Origin of the sequence: Microbacterium elymi, from assembly GCF_021582895.2 — a bacterium.
Taxonomy (GTDB): domain Bacteria; phylum Actinomycetota; class Actinomycetes; order Actinomycetales; family Microbacteriaceae; genus Microbacterium; species Microbacterium humicola.
Window position 1 is genome coordinate 2,233,124 of sequence record NZ_CP091139.2, and the last position, 21,365, is coordinate 2,254,488.

The window sequence follows — 21,365 nt, forward strand, 5'->3', positions numbered from 1 at the left end:
CTCGCAGATGGGATGGGCAAGTAGACATGCCGACGATCAACCTCGAGCGCGTAGAGAAGAACTACGGCGGCGGCGGCACAAGCGCCGTGCAGGATCTCAACCTCGAGATCGGGGACGCCGAATTCATGTGTCTGCTGGGTCCCTCCGGCTTGCGGCAAGACCACCACCCTGCGCATGATCGCGGGGCTCGAGCACCTCACCGGGGGCAAGATCGTCGTCGGCGAGCGGGCGGTCGACGCCGTCGACGACGGCGTCTTCGTGCCACCGGAGAAGCGCGGGATGGGCCTGGTGTTCCAGAGTTATGCGCTGTGGCCGCACCTGAGTATCCGCGACAACGTCGAGTTCGGCCTGCGTCTGCGCAAGGTCGACAAGAAGAGCCGCATCGCTCGCGCCGAAGCCGTCATGAAGGCTCTCGGCATCGAGAAGTACCGTGATCGCTACCCCTCGCAACTCTCCGGCGGGCAAGCAGCGCGTGGCCCTCGCCCGGATGCTCGCCGTCAGCCCCGACGTGCTGCTCCTCGACGAGCCACTGTCGAACCTCGATGCGCGGCTGCGGCTCGAGATGCGCGCAGAGCTCAAGCGCCTGCACGGCGAGTTCGACACCACCATCGTGTTCGTCACGCACGATCAGTGGGAGGCGATGACCCTCGCCACCAAGATCGCCGTGATGAGTGAGGGCGTTCTGCAGCAGGTGGGCACGCCCGACGAGATCTACAACAGGCCCGCGAACCGCTTCGTCGCGGAGTTCGTAGGCAACTCGCCGATCAACATCGTCGAACTCGCCAACGACGCCGCCGGCGGCCTCGGCCTCGCCGCCATCGGCTACGCCAGCACGCGACTGGGCAAGCTGAAGGACCTGGGTTCGATCGGCATCCGTCCCGAGGCCGTGCACCTGGCCACCGAGCAGACGCCGGTGCCGGATGTCGCGTTCCACTGCCCGGCCGAGGTCAGCGGCATCCTCCCCACCGGCGGGAGCTGGATCGTCGAACTCACCGCCGCCGACCAGAAGCTCTTCATGATCACGAGCGAACCGCCCACCGTCGCCATCGGCGGCGACGTCCGCGCCTGGGTCAAGCCCGCGGACCTGCACGTCTTCGATACCGAGGGAGCGCGCTCGACGCTAGCCGACACGCTCCTGTCCCAGCTCTGACATCCGAACCCCCGAGGAGAGATGATGACTGACACGAAATCCCGTCTGACGCGAACGACGCTGTTCGCCGTCGCCGGCCTCGCGACGGCAGGGCTGCTGATGACAGCCTGCGCCCCGTCGTCGGCCCCCGCCGAACCAGGATCCGCCCCGGCCGCCCTGGGCATCGCCGACGCCGACTACTCACTCGACGCCCTGATCGCCGCAAGCCAAGAAGGAGGGGCCGCTGACGGTGTACGACTCCACCGGGAAGATCACCGACATGGCGGAGTCCTTCACGAAGGAGTACGGCATCAAGGCCACCGGAGTGAAGATGAAGGCCGGCGAGCAGCTCGACGTCGTCTCTCGCGAGGCGCAGTCGAAGAACGTGCGCGGCGATGTGTATCTGAACACCGACGTCTCGGCCATCGAGGCCGAGCTCGTGCCCCAGGGCTACGTCGTCAGCTGGTTCCCACCGGATCTGAAGGACGAGGTGCCCGCCCAGTACCAGTCGCCCGCCGTGATCACGCAGGAGGCGAACGTCTGGGCCTACAACACGGAGCTCGCCGACTCGTGCCCGGTCAAGAACATCTGGGATCTCACCGACGCGAAGTGGAAGGGCCACCTGTCGTTCCAGGACCCGCTGCTCAAGAGCGACTACATGTACTGGTTCAACCAGTGGGCGATGCACGCCGACGACAAAATCGCGAAGGCCTACGAGACCAAGTTCGGCGAGCCGTTGAAGACCGATGAGGACAGCGCGACGGCGGAATGGGTCAAGCGCCTCGCAGCGAACGAGCCACTCGTCACGAAGTCGGACGACGACGCCGCCACGACGGCCGGCGCACCCGGGCAGAAGGACCAGTTCCTCGCGTTCATCAGCACGGCGAAGTTCCGCGACAACGATGATGCCGGCCTCAAGCTCGGCCTATGCAAGGACATCGACCCGTTCTCCGGCCGGGCGTATCAGAAGGCCGCGGTGATCGCCTCGGGGACCAAGAGCCCGAACGCGGCGAAGCTGTTCGTGCACTACGTCTACACCAAGGACGGCATCGCCCCGCAGACAGCAGACGGCAAGTTCTCCACGAACTCGACGGTTCCGCCGGCGGACGACGAGCCGAGCGGCGTCGGCGACATCTGGGACCAGATCTACCAGTTCGACGCCACGACCGCGAAGGACGACTACGAGGCCCTTCCGGAATGGCAGGACTTCTGGCGGGTGAACGGATGATCGAGGCGCTCGAAGACACACTGACCGCCGAGTCGGCCGCACTCAGGGAGACCGCAAAGGCCGCCGCTCGCGGCGTCGCCGACCAGCTTGCGCCGGGCGTTCCGTACCGACATGCGCGTGGATTTCAAACGCGACATGCACGACATCGTGACAGTCCACGACAAAGCGGCCGAGACGGCGATCGTGGCGCAGATCCTCGAAGACGTACCCGATTCGGTCATCGTCGGTGAGGAGGGCGGCACCAGCGGCGACGGTCGCGTCACCTGGTACATCGACCCCATCGACGGCACGTCGAACTTCGCCCGCGGCATCGCGCTGTGGTGCGTGTCGATCGCCGCAAGCGGTGGAGGGACGCGTGATCGCCGGCGTCGTCTTCGACCCGATGGCAGAGAACCTCTTCTCGGCCGATCTGACGGGTGCCTGGTGCAACGGCGAACCGTTGTCCGCCGACGCTTCGGCGGCGGAGGCGGGGGCGACGATCGTCTCGAGCTTCCCGGCGGCGATCGACATCAAGATGTTCGGCGATGATGCGCTGCAGGCGCATCGGCTCCTGCTGGAGAACTTCCAGGCGGTCCGCAACCTCGGCAGCGGCGCCCTGAACCTGGCGCATGTGGCGGCCGGCTGGGCCGATGCGACCATGGGCTTCGCCACGAGCCCGTGGGACGTGGCCGCGGGCCTGCTGATCCTGCATCAGGCCGGGGGCCGCTATCGCGGGTACACCCGCGGCGAGCAGTCCGCACCGCTCCAGCACGCCGAAGACTACTTCGGCGTCGGCCGCGGCGCCGAGTACCCCACGCTCGAGTCGGTCATCGAGACGCTCTCCCGGCGTCGAGGCAGGAACTGAGATGCCGACAGCCGTCCTGACGACGCCACGAGGGCTCCTGCTCGACTTCGGCGGGGTGATCGTGCAGTCCGAGCGCGCCGTCGGCTGGCAGCAGCGCCTGGGCGGTGAAGTGCACGAGCTCCTCGCCGGGAGTCTCGGCGCCCACGCCGTGCCGAGCCGCCGCCGCGTCGTCGGCGACATCGTCGCCGGCACGGCCAGCGCCGGCAACTGGCGCGACGCGATGTCGCGGCCGTTCGCGCCCGACGAGCTCGGCTGGGCACAGTTCTGGGGCGACTTCGTCGCCGCGGACTGGCCGGCCCCGGCACGCGAAGCCGTCATCCGCGACGCGAAGGAGCTGTGCCGGCGACTCACCCTCGCCAAGGCGCACCGCGCCACGCGGCCGGGCATCCGTGAGCTGCTGATGACGGCGCGCCGGCAGGGCATCCCCGTCGCGGTGGTCAGCAATGCGCTCAGCGGACAGGTGCACCGCGCGTACCTCGACGAGAACGGCCTGGCCGACCTCGTCGCCGCGCAGATCTACAGCGACGAGGTCGGCATCCGCAAGCCCAACCCGCGGATGATCGTCCTCGGCGCCCGTGCGATCGACGTGGCGGTCGCCGACTGCTGGTACGTCGGCGACAACTTCGACCGCGACACGGTCTGTGGTCGGCGCGCCGGCGTCGGCGCGAACATCATCGTCGAGGCCCGCAGCACCTACGAGTTGCCCTACGACCTCGACGAGCAGCCTGACGCCGTCGTCCCCGACGGTCATGCCCTGCATGCGCTGTTCGAAGACTCCCTGAGCCGAAGCGGCTCGTAGCACCCCGACCCGGAGAGAGATCACATGCCCCGCACACCCGACCATTCCGACCAGCTGTGCCTGCCCCGTGCCCTGCTGCTCGACTTCGGCGGTGTCGTCGTCGAGACGGAGAACAACCCCGACTGGCAGCTCGTGTTCGCGCGCCAGCTGGTCGCCGAGATGCACACCGACGGCATCGACCTGCTCGATGTGGTGGCGGTCGAGCGCGACCTGCGCGCCGGCGCGAAGGCCGACTCGCGGTGGAAGGACGCCATGTCGCGGCCGTTCGCCCCCGCCGAGCTGCGGTACGAGCAGTTCTGGGCGGACTTCGTCGCGGCCGACTGGCCGGCGCCCGCACTGCACTGGGTGACCGAGCGCGCGCGCGAGCTGTGCCGGCAGATGGGCGAGCTGAAGCAGACCCGCCGCACGCGCGTCGGGATGATCGAGCTGCTCGACGCCGCCGATGCCGCCAGGGTTCCGGTGGGGATCGTGAGCAACACGCTGATGGGAGTCGTCCACCGTGACTACCTCGACGCGTACGGGCTGGCCGATCGGTTCGCCGCCCAGATCTACAGCGACGAGGTCGGTGTGCGAAAGCCCAACCCGCAGATGATCGTGCTGGGCGCCGAGGCCGTGGCAGTGCCCGTCCCCGACTGCTGGTACGTCGGCGACAACTTCGATCGTGATGCGCTGTGCGGCGCCCGCGCCGGCGTCGGCGGCAACATCATCATGGAGGCGCGCGACACGTACGACCAGCCGTACGACCTCGCCATCCGCCCGCACGCCATCGTCACCGACCCCCTCGAGCCTGCGCGAGCTGTTCCTCGATGCCGTCGGCACCGCCCTCCCATCGCAGACCCAATCCACCCCCGTGTAGCACCATCACAGACAAGGAAGTCAATGAAACGCACCACCACGCGGCGGACGGGTGTCGCCGCACTCAGCATGCTCGGCGCCCTCGCCCTCGGGTTCTCCCTGGCGGGGTGCGCGCCGTCCTCCGCGCCTCAGGCCGAAGCCACCGGCGACGTCGAGATCGGCATCCCGGACGACGGATTCACGCTCGACAAGCTCATCGCGGCGGCCAAGGAGGAGGACGGCATCACCGTCTACGACTCCACCGGCAAGATCGTCGACATGGCCGAGGCCTTCTCGAAGAAGTATGGCGTGAAGGCCACCGGCGTGAAGGTCGAGGCCGACGCGCAGGCCGACATGGTCATCCGCGAGGGCGAGTCGGGCAACGTGCAGGGCGATGTCATCCTGCTCAGCGATGCCGCCGAGGCGATGGGCGAGCTCATCCCGCGCGGCTATGTCACCAGCTGGATGCCGCCGGACAAGACGGATGTCGTCCCCGCCGACATGCGCGACCCGCTCGTGATCAACTTCAGTGCGAACGTGTGGGCCTACAACACCGAGGCGTACAAGACCTGCCCGGTGGAGAACATGTGGGCGCTGACCACCGACGACTGGAAGGGTCGCGTCTCGTTGCAGGACCCGCTGCTGAAGCCGCAGGACACCGACTTCTGGAACCAGCTCGCGACCCACGCCGACGACGAGGTCGCCGCCGCCTACAAGGAGTTCTTCGGCGAGGACCTGAATACTGATGAGGACAGCGCGACGGCCGAGTGGGTCAAGCGTCTCGCACAGAACGGCCCGCTGCTGAACAAGAGCTCGGACAACATCGCCGAGTCGATCGGGGCCCCCGGGCAGGACAAGCCGTTCTTCGGCGACATCGCGACCTCGAAGTTCCGCGAGAACGAGGACAGCGGCTACAAGCTCGGTCTGTGCGACACGATGTCGCCGTGGCCGGGTCGGATGTACCCCAAGGTCGCGCTGATCGCCGCCCAGACCAAGAGCCCGAACACCGCCAAGCTGTTCGTCGACTACCTCCTCACCGAGGAGGGCATCGAGCCGCAGACCTCCGACGGCAAGCCCCCCGTGCTGAAGGGCGTCGAGCTGCCCGCCGACGAGGCGAGCGGCGTGTCAGCGGTGCTCGACCAGCTGTACGTGACCGACACGTCGACGGCGGACAAGGATCTTGACTCCCGGCAGTACTGGCAGGACCTCTGGCAGGTCAACTACGCCGGCTGACCCCACACGGGACAACGCTCGGGGTCGCCGGAAGGCGGCCCCGCAGCCATGAGAGAGGACGAGAGCATGACCATCGAAGCGACCGAGTCCCGCCGGCTGAAAGATGCCGCCGCCACCGCCGCGCGCGCGCAGCGGGATCCGCTGCGACGGGCGTTCCGCGGCGAGATGACACTCGGCTTCAAACGCGACGCGCGCGACATCGTCACCGAGTACGACAAGGCGACCGAGCATGCCCTGGTCGCGCAGATCTCCGCCGACGTGCCGGATTCGTCCTTCCTGGGCGAAGAGGGCGGCGCGACCGGCGAGGGTCGCGTGCGCTGGTACATCGATCCCATCGACGGGACGAGCAACTTCGCCGTGGGCTTCGCGTTCTGGTGCGTGTCGATCGCGGCGGAGGTGGACGGACAGATCGTCGCGGGCGTCGTCTACGACCCGGTCGCCGACATCCTGTTCTCGGCGGATGTCGGCGGTGCCTGGCTCGATGACCGCCCACTGCGGGCACAGGGCGCGCAGACGGAGGCCGAGGCCACCCTCATCACCGGCTATCCCAACGCGCGAGAGATCGATGCGCACGGCGACGTGGCGCTCGAGCGCTTCGGTGCCCTCGTCGGGGCGCACCGCGCGCTGCGCAGACCCGGCAGCGCGACCATGAGCGTCTGCCATGTCGCGGCCGGCTGGGTGGACGCGGCGGCGGGCTTCAGCGTGAACCCGTGGGATGTGTCGGCCGCGGGATTCATCCTCACCCAGGCCGGTGGCGTCTACCGTGCCATGGGCGGGGCCGCCGACGCCCCCTGGCACCACCGCCCCGGATACGTCGCCACCGTCGCGGGACTGAAGTGCCCCACCCTCGACGCGGTCGCGGAAGCCATCACCGGATGAGCGGAGCGGGATGCGGGCGGCCGCCGGACCGCCCGCATCCGTCTCAGTACTCGTCCTCGTTGTCGTCGTCGTTGATCCACCAGCGCGCCTTCTTCACCTTGGGATCGAGCGTCATGCGCGACACCGCGCGCTCCAGCGGCCCGGCATCTTCCAGTGCCGACTGCAGCGAGGCCTGCAGGGAGACGGTGCTGCTGTTCTTCTTGTGTGACGCCGACACCGCCAGCAGCTTGTACTCGGGCCTGTTCAGGGTCTGCAGCAGCAGGGCGCGCACGCGCGGCTCCGACTTCTCGCTCGTGACGACCTCGAACACGTACTCGGTCTCGTCCGGCGTCATCGCCATCGCCCGACGGCTGCGCCGGTTGACCGACTTGCCGAGCCACCGCAGCAGGATGTTCGCGGCGATGATCACCACAGTGCCGACCGCCGCCACGAAGTACATTCCCATGCCCGCGAGGCATCCGAGCGCCGCCGAGCACCACAGCGTGGCGGCGGTGTTCAGACCGCGGATGTTCAGCCCCTCGCGCAGGATCACTCCGGCGCCGAGGAACCCGATGCCCGAGACGACCTGGGCGGCGACGCGGGTGGGGTCGGCGCTCGTGCCGTTGCCGAACGCGTACGCCCCCATGACGACGAACAGCCCCGCGCCGGTGGCGACGAGGGCATTGGTGCGCAGGCCCGCGAGGCCCGCCCGCCACTGGCGCTCGAGCCCGACGGCTTGCGCCCACGACGAGGGCGAACAGCACACGGAGGGCCAGCTCGATGCCGCTGGGCTCCGTTGTGAGCGACAACAGTGCCGATACGTCCATATGTAGTGACATTTACTTCCTCCGACATTGCGTCTCACCGCCGAGAACATCCGGGTTTGGATGAAGCTATGTCAGTATGTTAGAACATATACGAGGCAGTTCGCCAGCCAGAAGGGATGGGCCGCTGTGGCCGAAGAAGGCACCGGGATGCGCCCGCACGACGTCGTGACGATGGGCCGAGTCGGCGTGGACCTGTATCCCACGCGTTCCGGCGTGGGACTCGAAGACGTCGAGACCTTCACGAAGTCGGTCGGCGGCAGCGCCACCAACGTGGCGATCGCCGCCGCCGTGCACGGCCGCCGTGCCGGCGTCATCACCCGCGTCGGCGACGACCCGTTCGGGCGCTTCATCGCCCGCGAGCTCGGCCGCTTCGGCGTCGACGTGAGCCAGGTAGCGGCGCTGCCCGGCGAACAGACCCCGCTGACGTTCTGCGAGATCTATCCGCCCGATGACTTCCCGCTCTACTTCTACCGCCGGCCCAAGGCCCCGGACCTGCAGATTGAACCGCACGAGCTCGACGCGAAGGTGATCCGCGATGCGCGCATCTTCTGGGCGACGGTGACGGGGCTGAGTGCCGAGCCGAGCCGCTCGGCCCATCACGCGGCATGGGATGCGCGCGGCCGGGCACCGTTGACCGTGCTCGACCTCGACTACCGGGCGATGTTCTGGAGCAGTCGTGCCGAGGCGTCGCAGGCGGTCGCCCAGGCGCTGCCGAACGTCACCGTCGCCATCGGCAACGCCGAGGAGTGCGAGGTCGCGGTCGGGGAGACCGACCCGTATCGGGCGGCCGACGCGCTCCTCGCGCGGGGCGTACAGCTCGCCGTCGTCAAGCGCGGGCCCCTGGGCGTCCTCGGGCGCACGGCCGAGGAGACCGTCGAGGTCCCCGCGCATCCGGTGGACGTCGTCAACGGCCTCGGCGCCGGCGACGGCTTCGGCGGCGCCCTGTGTCATGCCCTGCTGGAGGGGTGGTCACTCCAGCGCAGTCTTCGCTTCGCCAACGCGGCAGGGGCGATCGTGGCCGGCCGCCGCGAATGCTCGACGGCGATGCCGAGCACCGCCGAGGTGGAGGCGATCATGTCGGGAGGATCCCATGAATGACACCTACGAGCAGATCCGGCGGATCCGCCTGCATGAACCCGAGCAGATCGCGGAGCTCGCCCGCCGGCGGGTGACGCGACCGATCGCGCGCGACGACGGGCGGCCGTGCTGATCGCCGCCGACCACCCGGCACGGGGTGCGCTGCGCGTCGGGTCGGACGAGTCAGCGATGAGCGACCGGTACGACCTCCTCGACCGACTCGCCGTCGCGCTCGCCTGTCCCGGTGTCGACGGCCTGCTGGCGACTCCCGACATCGTCGAAGATCTGCTCATCATGGGCGTCCTCGACGACAAGGTGATCGCCGGATCGATCAACCGGGCGGGCCTGCCGGGAGCCGTGTTCGAACTCGACGACCGCGTCACCGCGTACACGCCGGGCGCCCTGTCGCGGGCGGGCCTCGACTTCGGGAAGGTGCTGCGCGCATCGATCTCCAGGATCCTGCGACCGCCCCCATGCTGGAGACCGTCGGGCGGCTCGTCAGCGAGTCGGCGGCGCTGCAGCTGCCGATCATGATCGAGCCGTTCCTGACGACCCGGCGCGACGGCCGGGTGGTCAACGCCCTGACGGCCGACGCGATGGTCCAGGCGGTCTCGATCGCGGCCGGGCTCGGCGACACCTCCGCCTACACCTGGCTGAAGCTGCCGGTCGTGCCCGACATGGAGAAGGTCATGGCCGCCACCACCCTGCCCGTGCCGCTGCTCGGCGGCGACCCCGACAGCGGCGCCGATGACATCTACCGCGCATGGCAGGACGCCCTCGTCCTTCCCGGGGTGCACGGCGTCGTCGCCGGGCGCCGGCTGTTGTACCCGGAGGACGGACGGGTGGCGGATGCGGTGGCCACCGCCGCGAGCATCGTGCACGCGCCGACGCCGGCCGTTGCGCGCTGAAAGCCGACATCACAAGGAGACGCACCATGGACACACACACCCCGGTCATCCCGCACTGGATCGACGGAGCCCGCACGACCGGCTCCGGTGCCCGCACAGCACCGGTGTACGACCCGGCCCTCGGCACGCCCCGGGCCGCAGTCGTTCTGGCCGACGACGCCGATGTGCGGGCCGCCGTCGACAGCGCGAGGGCCGCCGCCCCGACTTGGGGAGACCTGTCGGTAACCCGTCGGCAGCGTGTCATGTTCGCATTCCGCGAGCTGCTGAACGCCCGCATGGACGAACTCGCGCTGCTGATCACGCAGGAGCACGGAAAGGTCGTCTCAGATGCGCTGGGCGAGATCGCCCGCGGCCTCGAGGTCGTCGAATTCGCGACGGGGTTCGCGCAAGCTGACGAAGGGCGAGTTCTCCGACAACGTCTCCACCGGTGTCGATGCGTTCACCTTCCGCCAGCCGCTCGGCGTCGTCGCGATCATCTCGCCGTTCAACTTCCCCGCCATGGTGCCCCTGTGGTTCGCGCCGATCGCCCTCGCCGCCGGCAACGCCGTGATCCTCAAGCCGAGCGAGAAGGACCCGAGCGCCGCCGTCTGGATGGGCGAGCTGCTGGCGGAGGCCGGTCTGCCCGAAGGCGTCTTCACCGTGCTGCAGGGTGACAAGCAGGCTGTCGACGGGCTCATCGAGAGCCCGGATGTCGCGGCGATCTCCTTCGTCGGCTCGACGGCGATCGCGCGCTCCGTGTACGAGCGCGGCTCGGCGCAGGGCAAGCGGGTGCAGGCGTTCGGGGGAGCCAAGAACCATATGCTGGTCCTCGCCGACGCCGATCTCGACACGGCCGCCGACGCCGCCGTCAGTGCCGCCTATGGCTCGGCCGGGGAGCGTTGCATGGCGGTCAGTGTGGTCCTCGCCGTCGAGGAGATCGCCGACGATCTCGTGCGCCGCATCGACGAGCGTGCGGCGACGCTCCGGGTCGGCGACGGACGGCGCGACTGCGACATGGGTCCGCTGGTGACGGCGCAACACCGCGAGCGCGTCGCGTCGTACATCGATGTCGCCGCACAGGACGGCGCCACCGTCGTGCGCGACGGCCGGGACATCACCGTCGACGGCGATGACGCGGGCTTCTGGCTCGGCCCGACCCTCATCGACCGGGTCCCGACCTCCTCGGCCGTCTATTCCGACGAGATCTTCGGGCCGGTGCTCTCGGTGGTGCGGGTGCGCGACCTCGCCGAGGGGATCGCTCTGATCAACACGTCGCGCTACGGCAACGGAACCGCGCTGTTCACCGCCGACGGCGGCGCCGCCCGGCGCTTCCAGCGCGACGCGCATGTGGGCATGATCGGCGTGAACGTGCCGATCCCGGTGCCGGTGGCATTCCACTCCTTCGGGGGCTGGAAGGACTCCCTGTTCGGCGACACGAAGGCGTACGGCCCCCAGTCGTTCCAGTTCTTCTCTCGAGAGAAGGCCGTCACCCTGCGCTGGCCCGAGCACATGAGCGCCGGACTCAGCATGGGCTTTCCCGGCAACGACTGAGGCTACTTGTCCACGAGAGTGATCTCGAACGAGTACATGTCCGGGAGGTAGGAGTGATTGCCGAACTCGATGGCGTTCCCCGAGTCGTCGTACAGCGTGCGCGACATGGTGAGCACCGGGGAACCCACCGGCTGATGGAACAGCGCGCCTTCCTCCGCCGTCGCTGCACGGGCGCCGATGCGCTGCTTGGCCACGCGCATCGTCGTCCCGCGCGTGCGCAAGCTGGTACAGGCCGTGATCCTTCAGCAGCGAGACGTCGAGATCCGAGAATTGCGGGCTGAGGTAGTTCTCCAGGAGCGCGAATGGTGTCTCGTTGGCGTAGCGCAGGCGCTTGATGCGCAGCACGGGAGTCGCCGTGGTGATGCCGAGGGCCTCAACGACCTCGTCGGGGGCCGGCGTGACTTCATGCAGGCAGGCATCGTGCTCGGGCTCATGTGCGAGCGCTGCAGGTCGTCGTACAGACTGGTCAGCTCGACCTTGCGGTTGACGCGGCCGTGCACGACCTGGGTGCCCACGCCGCGCCGGCGCACGAGCAGTCCCGAGTCGACGAGTTCCTGGATCGCCCGACGGACGGTCGGGCGCGAAAGCCCCAACTGCTCGGCGAGCTTGATCTCGTTCTCGAGCTTGGATCCCGGAGGAAGGTCGCCGCGTTCGATCGCCGCCTCGATGCGTCGGGCGAGTTGGTAGTACAGCGGCACGGGACCCGATCGGTCCACGTCGAGAAACAGTTGCGAGATCTTTTCCATGGGTCCCCCGAAGAGCGGTGTTCGTCCCTCCGATGATAGGACTAACGACCGCGTTGTGTCCTATTGTCGGAATGTTTTAACATATTGAGGATGCCCGATGATGGGCAGAAGGAGCGATGGAGGTCCGAATGCGACTTGGAGTGATCGGCACGGGCAGGATCGGGAGCCAGCACGCTGCTGTGCTGGCCGCACGCAGCGACGTGGACGAGGTGATCGTCTGCGACGTCGACGGCGATCGTGCGCGCGGGGTCGCCCAGCAGGTCGGCGGTTCTGCGGCCGAGGGCACTGCGGCGCTGTTCGCGGCGCAACCGGACGGGGTGCTGATCGCCGCTCCCACCTCACAGCACGCCGCCCTCATCCGCGAGGCCGTCCGCGCGCAAGTGCCGGTGTTCTGCGAGAAGCCGGTTGCGCAGTCGCTGGCCGACACCGTCGCCACGGTGGCCGAGGTCGAATCGAGCGGCATACCTGTGCAGATCGGCTTCCAGCGACGCTTCGACGAGGGCTACCGGAGAGTGCGCGACGCCGTCCATGGCGGCCAGGTGGGCGAGCTTGCGTCGGATGCACCTGCTCACCTGCGATCCCGCGCCACCGCCCGCCGAGTACGTGCCGCACAGCGGGGGCATCTTCCGCGACTGCCACATCCACGACTTCGACATCCTCCGATTCGTCAGCGGCCGTGAGGTCGACAGCGTGACAGCCCTCGGCGCCAACCGGGGCGCAAGCGTTCTTCGCGGAGGCCGGCGACGTCGACGAGTCGGTCGTGCTCCTGACCCTGGACGACGGCACGCTCGTCACGATGCAGGGGTCGCGCTACAACGGAGCCGGGTACGACGTGCGTCTGGAAGCCGCCGGCACTGCGGGCACCGTCGTGGCGGGGCTGTCGGACAAGACACCGGTGCGCAGCGCCGAGCCGGATGTCGCCTTCCCCGCCGACGCCCCCTGGGCCGGCTTCCTCGAGCGATTCGCCGATGCGTACGTCGCCGAGCTCGTCGCCTTCATCGAGGTCGTCCGTTCGGGCGCGGCCGTCGTGTGCACGCCGCGCGACGCACTGGAGGCGCTGTACGCCGCCGAGGCGGCCGACCGCTCGCGTCGGGAGGGCCGCACCGTGCGCATCGCCGAGGTACGCGGATGACCGGCGGGCGCATCGCCGGCGCGCCGATCAGCTGGGGCGTGTGCGAGGTTCCCGGATGGGGGCACCAACTCTCGGTCGAGCGCGTGCTCGGCGACATGCGAGACATCGGCCTCGCGGGTACGGAGTTCGGTCCCGACGGGTTCCTCCCCGGCGCGCCCGAAGCCCGGCGGGACCTTCTCGCCGCTTACGGTCTTGCCGCCGTCGGCGGCTTCATCCCGGTCGTGCTCCACGATCCGGACATCGACCCGGTCGCCGACATCGAGCGGCGCACCCCGCATTCGTGCGCGCCGGCGCCGACCGCGTCGTGCTGGCCGCGGCCACCGGGCAGGACGGCTACGACTCCCGTCCGGCGCTGGACGACGAGGGGTGGGCGACCCTGCTGGGCAACCTCGACCGCGTCGCCGCCGCGGTCCGCGAGCACGGCCTCGCGGCATCCCTCCACCCGCACATCGGCACGATGATCGAGACCCGCGACGAGATCGACCGGGTCCTGGCCGGCACGCAGATCCCGCTGTGCCTGGACACTGGTCACATGACGATCGGCGGCACCGACGTCGCCGCGTTCGTCGACGAGCACGCCGGGCGGATCGGCCACGTGCACGTCAAGGATGTCGATGCGGCCCTCGCTGCCCGCGTCCGCAGCGGCGAGATCGCTTACACGGACGCCGTGCGGCACGGGCTGTACACCGCCATCGGCACGGGTGACATCGACCTCGACCGCATCGTGGGAGCCCTCGAGCGCGCCGGGTACCGCGGGGTCTACGTGCTCGAGCGCGACGTCATCCTCGACGAGGCGCCGCAGCCCGGCGACGGACCCGCCGCCGACGTCGCGGCCGCCGCCACCTACCTGCGGAACCTCCTTGCGAGGGCGGCATGACCGGTTTCGTGCGCGCAGGCGCCGGGGCCACCGTCGTCGACGTCGCACCCGACGGCGTCGAATGGCGCTACACGGGACTCGTCGTCCGGCGGATGGGCCCGGGTGAGACCGTCGGGCTGACCACGACAGGACGCGAGACGCTCATCGTCCCCCTCGCCGGCGGCGCTGACGTGGCCATCGACGGCACGATGCACACGCTGGCCGGCCGGCCGTCCGTCTGGCACCAGACCGACGTGCTCTACGTCCCCGAGGGTGCGGACGCCGCTGTGAGCTGCGAGTCGGACGCACGGTTCGCGTTCTGCTGGGCGCCGACGCGGGTGCGGCATCCCGTCCAGCACATCACCCCCGCCGAGGTGGGCGTCGAGCTTGCGCGGGGCGGGAGTGTGCTCACGGGAGGTGCGCAACCACGGGACGCCGGCGCACCTGCACGCCGACCGGCTCATCGTGTGCGAAGTGCTGACCCCCGGCGGCGAATGGTCGAGCTACCCGCCGCACAAGCACGACGCGGAGGGTCCCGACGAATCGGAGCTCGAGGAGATCTACCACTACGAGATCGCCGCGTCGCCCACCGGCACGCCCGGCTTCGCCCTGCAGCGGGTATACGCCTCCGACGCGCGCGACATCGACCTGGCGCGCGAGGTGCGCGACGGCGACACCGTGCTGATCCCGTACGGCTACCACGGGCCGACCGTCGCCGCGCCCGGACATGACCTCTACTACCTCAACGTCATGGCGGGACCGGGCACCGGGCCGGCCCGCCGATGGCTGATCACAGACGATCCCGCGCATGCGTGGATCCGCCAGACCTGGCCCGAGCTCGAGGTCGATCCTCGGCTCCCGTTCCGGAGGTGACATGTCCACCGTCAGATTGACGGTCGCGCAGGCGACCATTCGATTCCTCGCGCAGCAGTACACACGCCGGGACGGCGTCGAGCATCGACTCGTCGAGGGGTTCCTCGGCATCTTCGGCCACGGCAACGTCGCGGGCATCGGGCAGGCGCTGCTGGAGGCCGAGCTGCACGATCCGGCCGAGATGCCCTACATCCTCACCCGGAACGAGCAGGGTGCCGTCAACGCCGCCGTCGCCTTCGCCAAGGACCGGGATCGGCTCTCGACCATGGCGGTGACGACGTCAGTCGGTCCGGGCGCGATGAACATGATCACCGGTGCGGCGCTGGCGACCACGAACCGCATTCCGGTGCTGCTGTTCCCGGCCGACGTGTTCGCGAATCGGCGTCCCGACCCGGGTGCTCGACGAGCTCGAGCGCCCGCAGAGTCGTGATGTCAGCGTGAACGACGCGTTCCGCGCCGTCTCGGTGTTCTTCGACCGCGTGTGGCGGCCCGAGCAGCTGCCCGCCGCCCTCCTGGAGGCCATGCGGGCGCTGTCCGACCCGACGCAGGCCGGCGCCGTGGTCGTGGCGCTGCCCGAGGACGTGCAGGCCGAGGCGTTCGACTGGCCGGAGGAGCTGTTCCGACGTCGCACCTGGGCGATCCCCCGCACGCCGGCCGACGCCGACGCCGTGGCCGAGGCCGCAGCGATGATCGCCGGGGCGCGACATCCCCTCATCGTCGCGGGAGGCGGCGTGCACTACTCGCGGGCCGGCGACGCGCTCGCCGCGTTCGCCCGGCGGCTCGGGATCCCCGTCGGACAGACGCACGCCGGGAAGGGAGTCCTCCCGCCCGGCCACGCGATGGACATCGGCGGGCTGGGCGCCACCGGCACGACGGCCGCCACCGCGCTCGCCGGCGACGCCGACGTGGTCATCGGCATCGGAACGCGCTACTCCGACTTCACGACGGCCTCGATGAGCCTGTTCCAGAACCCCGACGTGCGGTTCGTGAACATCAACATCACCCCGATGGACACGCCGAAGCTCGCCGGTCTTCCGTTGCTCGGCGACGCCCGCACGGTGCTCGCGCAGCTCGAGTCGGCGACGGCCAACGCGGCGCCGGAGCCGGCCCACGGGGCGCGGGTCGCCGAGCTTGCGCTCCGCATGGGATGCCGAGCGCAGCGCCGCCGTCACCCAGGACTGGGCCGCGCACAGCGCCCTCGGCCTGCCGAGTCAGGCCGAGCTCATCGGCATCCTCAACGACGAGCTCGCCCCCGAGGACGTGATCGTCAACGCGGCCGGCAGCGCCCCGGGCGACCTGCACCGGATCTGGGAGCCGCTTTCGCCGCGCCAGTACCACGTCGAGTACGCGTTCTCGACGATGGGCTACGAGGTGGCGGGGGCGCTCGGCGTGAAGCTCGCGGGAGGCGACCGTCAGGTCGTCGCCTTCGTCGGCGACGGGTCGTACCTGATGCTGTCGCAGGAGCTCGTCACGGCCGTCGCCGAGCGGCAGAAGCTCGTGGTGGTGCTCGTCGACAACCGCGGGTACGCCTCCATCGGCAACCTCTCGGAGTCGGTCGGCTCACAGCGGTTCGGCACGAAGTACCGGTATCGCGACACTGCATCCGGGCGCCTGGACGGCGACGGCTTGCCGGTCGACTACGCCGCGAACCTGCGCAGCCTCGGGGTCGAGGTGTTCGAGGCCGACTCGACCGCATCGTTCCGGGATGCCGTGCGGCGCGCGCTCGCCGCCGACGAGACCGCCGCGATCTACGTGCGCACCGATCCGCTCGCCCCGTCGGCCCCTGGTGGCGCATGGTGGGACGTGCCGGTGGCCGAGGTGTCGTCGCTGCCCAGCACGCAGCGCGCGCGGGCGCAGTACGAGCACGACGCGCGCGCGCAGCGGTGGCATCTGTGACGGTGTACTTCGCGGTCGCCGGAGACGTGCACGGCCGGTGGGCGGGTCTTGCCGACGACATCCGGGTGGCGGCGGGCTTCCTTCCCGACGGCGCCGAGCTGTCGGCGGTCTTCCAAGTCGGGGATGCGGAGCCCACCGCCGACGAGGAGCAGCTGGCGGAGGTGCACATCAAGCCCGAGCGCCGGCGCCTGAGCGACTTCGCCGATGTCAAGGCCGGGCGCATCCGCTTTCCGGCGCCGGTCTACTTCATCGGCGGCAACCACGAACCCTGGCGCACGCTCGACGAGAACGGCGGCTTCATCGCCGGGGGAGCGCGTCTGGCCCCCGACGTCTGGTTCCTCGGCCGCGCCGGACACGCGCACATCGCCGGGATGGACGTGGCCTTCCTCTCCGGCATCCGACCGCCCGACGGCCGCCCGCTGCGCACCTGGGAACGGGCGCGCAGCGCCGAGACCCGCGTGCACGGCTACTACAGCGTCGAGGAGGTGCTCCGCCTCTGCACCGCCGGGCCGGCCGACATCGTGCTGACCCACGACTGGCCCGCCGGCAGCGGCTACGTGCACAAGACCGCCTACGTCGGCGACCCCGCCGTGCGTCGAGCGCTCGAGCTGGTCGCTCCCGCCGCGAGCTTCCACGGGCACTATCATCGCAGCGACCGCTTCCGCACCCTCGGCGTGGACGTCTTCGCACGCGGATGCTTCGACCAGGGCGTGCCCGAGGCCGTGGCGGTGTTCGCGTTCGACGAGGACACCCGGCGGGTGCGACAGCTGGAGCACGTCGCCTCGTGACGGCGGCTGGGGCATGGCACCCGGCAGCCACCACGACCGGATACCGTGAAGCGGTGACCTCCGTGAGCCGATGCCCGAGCTGAGCGCGCTAGTGTGGGTCGCCCTGGCGGTCGGGGCCGCCGTGATCGGGCTGTCCAAAGCGGCGCTGCCGGGGGCCGCCACCCTGGCCGTGGCGCTGTTCGCCGCGGTGCTCCCGGCCAAGCAGTCCACCGGCACGATCCTGGTGCTGCTGATCGTCGGTGACGTCTTCGCGCTGTGGGCGTATCGCCGGCACGCCGACATCCGCACCCTGATACGGCTGGCGCCCGCCGTGATCGTGGGGCTCGTCGGGGGAGCGGTGTTCCTCGCCTTCGCCTCCGATACGTGGGTGCGCCGGATGATCGCGATCCTGCTCCTGACGGTGGTGGCGGTCAGCCTCTGGCGGCGGGCGCGGCAGGCTCGGCGCGAGGCCGCCCCCGGCACCGCCGGATCGCACCAGCCCGCCCCCGGCACCGCCGGCTCGCACCGGGCCGCCGCAGCCACCTACGGCAGCCTCGCCGGATTCACCACGATGGTGGCCAACGCCGCCGGCCCGGTGATGTCGATGTACTTCCTGGCCGCGCGGTTCCCGGTCAAGGCGTTCCTGGGCACCAGCGCCTGGTTCTTCGCCATCGTGAACGTCACGAAGCTGCCGTTCTCGATCGGACTGGGCCTGATCACCCCGTCCGGACTGCTGGTCGACCTGGTCCTGATCCCGGTGGTGGTCGGCGCGGCCTTCGTCGGCCGCGCCATCGCCGGCCGGATCAGCCAGGTGCTGTTCGACCGCATCATCATCACGCTCACGGTCGTGGGTTCGCTGTACCTCCTGGTGTGATCCGAGGACTCGCAGAACCGGACGGCAGCCGGACTCGGCGAGCGCGCAGGCGGCTCGCGTACCCTGGACGGATGACCTCCACCCCTCCTTCGACCCCGCCCGCGACGCAGGTCCGGCCGCGCACCGAAGGGTGGACGCAGAAGAAGGATGCCGAGGGCAAGCCGCTGCTGCAGTTCGCCAGCCCCCGCCGCGGCAAGCCGCCGGTGCACCTGGCCGACCTCACGCACACCCAGCGCGTGGAGAAGGTCGTCGAGCTGGGGATGCCGGGATTCCGTGCCGCACAGCTGGAGAAGCACTTCTTCACCCACGGCACGCACGACCCGGCCGCGATGACCGACCTGCCCGCCGAGGGGCGGGAGGCGTTCGTGCACGGCATGCTGCCCGCTGCTGACCGAGGTGCGGCGTCTGCGCACCGACCGGGGCGACACGATCAAGTTCCTCTGGAAGCTGCACGACGGCGCGCTGGTCGAGTCGGTGCTGATGCGCTACCCGGGCCGGATCACGCTGTGCGTGTCCAGCCAGGCCGGCTGCGGCATGAACTGCCCGTTCTGCGCCACCGGCCAGGCCGGACTGACCCGCAACATGTCGGCGGCAGAGATCGTCGCCCAGGTCGTGCGCGCCAACCGGGTGATCGCCGACGGCGAGCTGGGCGACCCGCGCGCGGTCGGGCACACCGGCGAGCGCGTCTCGAACATCGTGTTCATGGGCATGGGCGAGCCGCTGGCCAACTATGCCCGGGTGATGCACGCGGTGCGCGTGATGACCGACAAGAAGCACGGCCTGGGCATGAGCGCCCGCGGCATCACCATCTCGACGGTCGGGCTGGTCCCGGCGATCCGCAAGCTGTCGGATGAGGGCGTGCCGGTGACGTTCGCGCTGTCGCTGCACGCGCCCGACGACGAGCTTGCGCGACGAGATGATCCCGATCAACTCGCGCTGGAAGGTCGACGAGGCACTGGATGCCGCCCGCGAGTACTTCGAGAAGACGGGACGTCGCGTCTCGATCGAGTACGCGCTGATCAAGGACATGAACGACCACGGCTGGCGGGCCGACCTGCTGGCCGAGAAGCTGAACGCCCGCGGGCACGGCTGGGTGCACGTGAACCCGATCCCGCTGAACCCGACGCCCGGGTCGGTGTGGACCGCGTCCACCCGGCAGGCGCAGGACGAGTTCGTCCGCCGGCTCGAGGCCCACGGCATCCCCACCACCATCCGTGACACCCGCGGCAAGGACATCGACGGCGCCTGCGGACAGCTCGTGGCCACCGAAGACGACCAGCAGGCGGCGCAGGCGACCCCGGTCGAGGTCTGACCCCGGTCACACCGCGCACACAACCGCCGCCCATCCGGCGTCCAGCCGCGGCCGTCTACGCTGGCACGATGTCGTTTTCCGTCCACCGGCCTGGCCGCTTCGACTCCGACGGCCGCATCGAGCTCGACGCACCCGACGCGGAGGACGAGACCGAGCCGCTCTATCTGAGCGACCTGCAGGGGATGGATGACCCGGACGCCCCCGCCGAGCCCGAGCCCGCCGAGTTCGCCCCCGCACCGGACGCACCCGCCGAGCCCGCGCCCACCCGCCGCCCGCGTCGTGCGCGCGCCGGCATGCCATGGACCCGGCGGCTGGCCGTCCTCGGCGGCGCCGACGCCGACGTCCTGGCCGAGGTTCCGATCGAGACGCCCCGGTTCGTGCAGATGTTCTTCGTCCTGGCCGGCACCGCCCTCGTCTCGGCGCTGTCGATGTTCTTCGCGCTGATGACCGGCGTGCGCGTCGCGGTGTGGGTCGCGGTGCCGATCGCCCTGGTCTGGGCGCTGATCATCTTCAACCTCGACCGGTTCCTCACCTCGACCATGCGCGCCACGCACAGTGCGCTGAAGCTGCTCGGCCTGGCCCTGCCGCGAGTGGTCATGGCCGCCATCATCGGCATCGTGGTGGCCGAGCCGCTCGTGCTGCAGGTGTTCCACAACGACATCGCGCGCGAGGTCACCTCCAGCAACGTCGCGCACGCCCTCGCCGATCAGAAGGGCGTCTCGGACGGCCCGGAGAAGAAGGCGATGGATGCCGCGACCACCCGGGTCGCCGCCCTGGAGAACCAGGCGGCCACCGGGATCGTCGCGGGCACCTCGTCGACGTCGGCGGCGTCGGTCGCCGCGCAGCAGACGGTCGACGACCTCGATGCGAAGCTCGCCGCGCAAGCAGAAGGTCATCGACCGGGCGCGCGCCCTCTATCAGTGCGAGCTGACCGGAAAGGGGCAGGGCAGCGTCCCGGCTGCACCGGCGTCGTCGGCTCCGGCGCGAGCTCGGCCGCCGCCAAGGACCAGCTGGCCGCCGCCCAGTCGTCGTACGACGCCCTGGCTGCGAAGCTGCGGGACGCGAACGCCGCGCTCGCCGCGGCCGACGCCTCGGGCACGGCCGCGGTCGGCGCGGCCGAGGCGCAGAACAAGAAGCAGGCGCAGGACCAGCTGCCCGCCGCCCGCGCGACCTACAAGGCGGCCCTGGCCGCCTACGACGCCCGCGCATCGTCGGTCGCCGGCGGCAACGCCGACGCGGTCGGTCTGCTCAGCCAGATCGGCGCGCTGGACCGACTCTCGCAGAAGGAGCCGACACTGGCCTGGGCACACTGGCTGATCGCCGCGCTGTTCTTCATGATCGAGCTCTTGCCGGTCCTGGTGAAGGTGCTGACCAGCTACGGGGATCCGTCGCTGTACGAGAAGGCCGACGCCCTGCGCCGGCAGGTCGCGCTGGACCGCGTCACCAGCCGCAAGCTGGAACGAGCGGGCCGGCATCGCCCTGGGAAGCGCCGGCTGACAGACCGCGCCGGCTTCGGCATCCGCCCCACCGCGTTCAGATCGCAGGAAGATCTGTGCGGTCTCAGCGTGTCGAACGGCGTGTCGCGGATGCCGCGGTCGAATGTCCTGCGAGATGAACAGGGTGCCGTGCGACACCGGTAGCG

At 70.1% G+C, this 21,365-nt stretch carries 17 protein-coding genes and 11 pseudogenes; 24 read left to right on the forward strand and 4 right to left on the reverse strand.

Annotated elements, in window-relative coordinates:
• Positions 1 to 174: 174 nt before the first annotated feature.
• The 8 genes and pseudogenes from L2X98_RS21100 to L2X98_RS12145 form a co-directional block, all read left to right on the forward strand.
• Positions 175 to 414, forward strand: a pseudogene (locus L2X98_RS21100) (spermidine/putrescine ABC transporter ATP-binding protein); the annotation flags it as partial.
• A 16-nt stretch (positions 415 to 430) separates the two neighbouring features.
• The gene (locus L2X98_RS12120; protein ID WP_259611066.1) at positions 431 to 1,150 is read left to right on the forward strand and encodes an ABC transporter ATP-binding protein; all 720 of its coding nucleotides are present in this window, start codon (positions 431 to 433) and stop codon (positions 1,148 to 1,150) included.
• A 229-nt stretch (positions 1,151 to 1,379) separates the two neighbouring features.
• The gene (locus L2X98_RS12125) at positions 1,380 to 2,357 is read left to right on the forward strand and encodes an ABC transporter substrate-binding protein (protein WP_259611067.1); all 978 of its coding nucleotides are present in this window, start codon (positions 1,380 to 1,382) and stop codon (positions 2,355 to 2,357) included.
• Positions 2,358 to 2,492: 135 nt separating this feature from the next.
• Positions 2,493 to 2,636: pseudogene (locus tag L2X98_RS21105) on the forward strand (inositol monophosphatase family protein); the annotation flags it as partial.
• Between the two features lie 76 nt (positions 2,637 to 2,712).
• Positions 2,713 to 3,201 carry an inositol monophosphatase family protein gene (locus L2X98_RS12130; protein WP_259611068.1) on the forward strand — a complete coding sequence of 163 codons (489 nt, stop codon included), beginning with the start codon at positions 2,713 to 2,715 and terminating at the stop codon, positions 3,199 to 3,201.
• Position 3,202: 1 nt separating this feature from the next.
• A complete protein-coding gene (locus L2X98_RS12135; RefSeq protein WP_259611069.1) occupies positions 3,203 to 4,000 on the forward strand; it encodes an HAD family hydrolase in 798 nt (265 codons plus the stop codon).
• Positions 4,001 to 4,024: 24 nt separating this feature from the next.
• Positions 4,025 to 6,067: an HAD family hydrolase gene (locus L2X98_RS12140; RefSeq protein WP_259611070.1), complete on the forward strand. Its 2,043-nt coding sequence runs from the start codon at positions 4,025 to 4,027 to the stop codon at positions 6,065 to 6,067.
• Positions 6,068 to 6,133: 66 nt separating this feature from the next.
• Positions 6,134 to 6,946, forward strand: coding sequence for an inositol monophosphatase family protein (locus L2X98_RS12145; protein ID WP_259611071.1), 813 nt, complete (start codon positions 6,134 to 6,136; stop codon positions 6,944 to 6,946).
• Positions 6,947 to 6,989: 43 nt separating this feature from the next.
• Here L2X98_RS12145 and L2X98_RS12150 read toward each other — a convergent pair whose 3' ends face one another.
• The gene (locus tag L2X98_RS12150) at positions 6,990 to 7,691 is read right to left on the reverse strand and encodes an MgtC/SapB family protein (RefSeq protein WP_259611072.1); all 702 of its coding nucleotides are present in this window, start codon (positions 7,689 to 7,691) and stop codon (positions 6,990 to 6,992) included.
• A gap of 208 nt (positions 7,692 to 7,899) precedes the next feature.
• Between L2X98_RS12150 and iolC the strand changes: the two genes are divergently transcribed.
• The 3 genes and pseudogenes from iolC to L2X98_RS12165 all read left to right on the forward strand — a co-directional run bounded on the left by iolC (position 7,900) and on the right by L2X98_RS12165 (position 11,267).
• Positions 7,900 to 8,850 (forward strand): 5-dehydro-2-deoxygluconokinase, encoded by a 951-nt coding sequence (gene iolC, locus L2X98_RS12155; RefSeq protein ID WP_259611073.1) that lies wholly within the window; start codon positions 7,900 to 7,902, stop codon positions 8,848 to 8,850.
• A pseudogene (locus L2X98_RS22325) lies at positions 8,843 to 9,737 on the forward strand (Cgl0159 family (beta/alpha)8-fold protein). The gene iolC and the pseudogene L2X98_RS22325 overlap by 8 nt, the downstream one beginning before the upstream one ends.
• Positions 9,738 to 9,763: 26 nt before the next feature.
• Positions 9,764 to 11,267, forward strand: a pseudogene (locus tag L2X98_RS12165) (CoA-acylating methylmalonate-semialdehyde dehydrogenase).
• Positions 11,268 to 11,269: 2 nt separating this feature from the next.
• Here the strand turns inward: L2X98_RS12165 and L2X98_RS21120 are convergent.
• From L2X98_RS21120 to L2X98_RS21130, 3 genes and pseudogenes are all read right to left on the reverse strand, one after another.
• Positions 11,270 to 11,467, reverse strand: a complete 198-nt coding sequence (locus tag L2X98_RS21120) for a UTRA domain-containing protein (protein WP_354002767.1) — start codon at positions 11,465 to 11,467, stop codon at positions 11,270 to 11,272.
• A 79-nt stretch (positions 11,468 to 11,546) separates the two neighbouring features.
• Positions 11,547 to 11,678: pseudogene (locus L2X98_RS21125) on the reverse strand (UTRA domain-containing protein); the annotation flags it as partial.
• A 101-nt stretch (positions 11,679 to 11,779) separates the two neighbouring features.
• Positions 11,780 to 12,013, reverse strand: a pseudogene (locus L2X98_RS21130) (GntR family transcriptional regulator); the annotation flags it as partial.
• A 128-nt stretch (positions 12,014 to 12,141) separates the two neighbouring features.
• On the opposite strand from L2X98_RS21130, the pseudogene L2X98_RS22330 reads away from it, so the two are divergent.
• The 13 genes and pseudogenes from L2X98_RS22330 to L2X98_RS12220 form a co-directional block, all read left to right on the forward strand.
• Positions 12,142 to 12,435, forward strand: a pseudogene (locus L2X98_RS22330) (Gfo/Idh/MocA family protein); the annotation flags it as partial.
• Positions 12,436 to 12,571: 136 nt separating this feature from the next.
• Positions 12,572 to 12,670 (forward strand): annotated as a pseudogene (locus L2X98_RS22335) (dehydrogenase); the annotation flags it as partial.
• Between the two features lie 103 nt (positions 12,671 to 12,773).
• Positions 12,774 to 13,145, forward strand: a complete 372-nt coding sequence (locus L2X98_RS12180) for a Gfo/Idh/MocA family oxidoreductase (protein ID WP_259611075.1) — start codon at positions 12,774 to 12,776, stop codon at positions 13,143 to 13,145.
• Positions 13,146 to 13,425: 280 nt separating this feature from the next.
• Positions 13,426 to 14,022 carry a TIM barrel protein gene (locus L2X98_RS12185; protein WP_259611076.1) on the forward strand — a complete coding sequence of 199 codons (597 nt, stop codon included), beginning with the start codon at positions 13,426 to 13,428 and terminating at the stop codon, positions 14,020 to 14,022.
• Positions 14,019 to 14,300, forward strand: a pseudogene (locus L2X98_RS12190) (5-deoxy-glucuronate isomerase); the annotation flags it as partial. The gene L2X98_RS12185 and the pseudogene L2X98_RS12190, both read left to right, overlap by 4 nt.
• Before the next feature lie 88 nt (positions 14,301 to 14,388).
• The gene (locus L2X98_RS12195; RefSeq protein ID WP_259611077.1) at positions 14,389 to 14,874 is read left to right on the forward strand and encodes a 5-deoxy-glucuronate isomerase; all 486 of its coding nucleotides are present in this window, start codon (positions 14,389 to 14,391) and stop codon (positions 14,872 to 14,874) included.
• A gap of 1 nt (position 14,875) precedes the next feature.
• Positions 14,876 to 15,304 (forward strand): thiamine pyrophosphate-binding protein, encoded by a 429-nt coding sequence (locus tag L2X98_RS21135; protein ID WP_354002768.1) that lies wholly within the window; start codon positions 14,876 to 14,878, stop codon positions 15,302 to 15,304.
• A 256-nt stretch (positions 15,305 to 15,560) separates the two neighbouring features.
• Positions 15,561 to 15,887, forward strand: a pseudogene (locus L2X98_RS21140) (3D-(3,5/4)-trihydroxycyclohexane-1,2-dione acylhydrolase (decyclizing)); the annotation flags it as partial.
• Between the two features lie 118 nt (positions 15,888 to 16,005).
• Positions 16,006 to 16,770, forward strand: coding sequence for a thiamine pyrophosphate-dependent enzyme (locus L2X98_RS21145; RefSeq protein WP_354003048.1), 765 nt, complete (start codon positions 16,006 to 16,008; stop codon positions 16,768 to 16,770).
• Positions 16,758 to 17,558 carry a metallophosphoesterase family protein gene (locus L2X98_RS12205; protein WP_259611078.1) on the forward strand — a complete coding sequence of 267 codons (801 nt, stop codon included), beginning with the start codon at positions 16,758 to 16,760 and terminating at the stop codon, positions 17,556 to 17,558. The genes L2X98_RS21145 and L2X98_RS12205 overlap by 13 nt, the downstream gene beginning before the upstream one ends.
• Positions 17,559 to 17,628: 70 nt before the next feature.
• Positions 17,629 to 18,411 (forward strand): sulfite exporter TauE/SafE family protein, encoded by a 783-nt coding sequence (locus L2X98_RS12210; protein ID WP_259611079.1) that lies wholly within the window; start codon positions 17,629 to 17,631, stop codon positions 18,409 to 18,411.
• A gap of 71 nt (positions 18,412 to 18,482) precedes the next feature.
• Positions 18,483 to 19,723: pseudogene (gene rlmN / locus L2X98_RS12215) on the forward strand (dual-specificity RNA methyltransferase RlmN).
• Between the two features lie 68 nt (positions 19,724 to 19,791).
• Entirely contained in the window at positions 19,792 to 21,363 is a 1,572-nt protein-coding gene (locus L2X98_RS12220; RefSeq protein WP_259611080.1) for a DUF4407 domain-containing protein, read from the forward strand.
• Positions 21,364 to 21,365 lie beyond the last annotated feature (2 nt).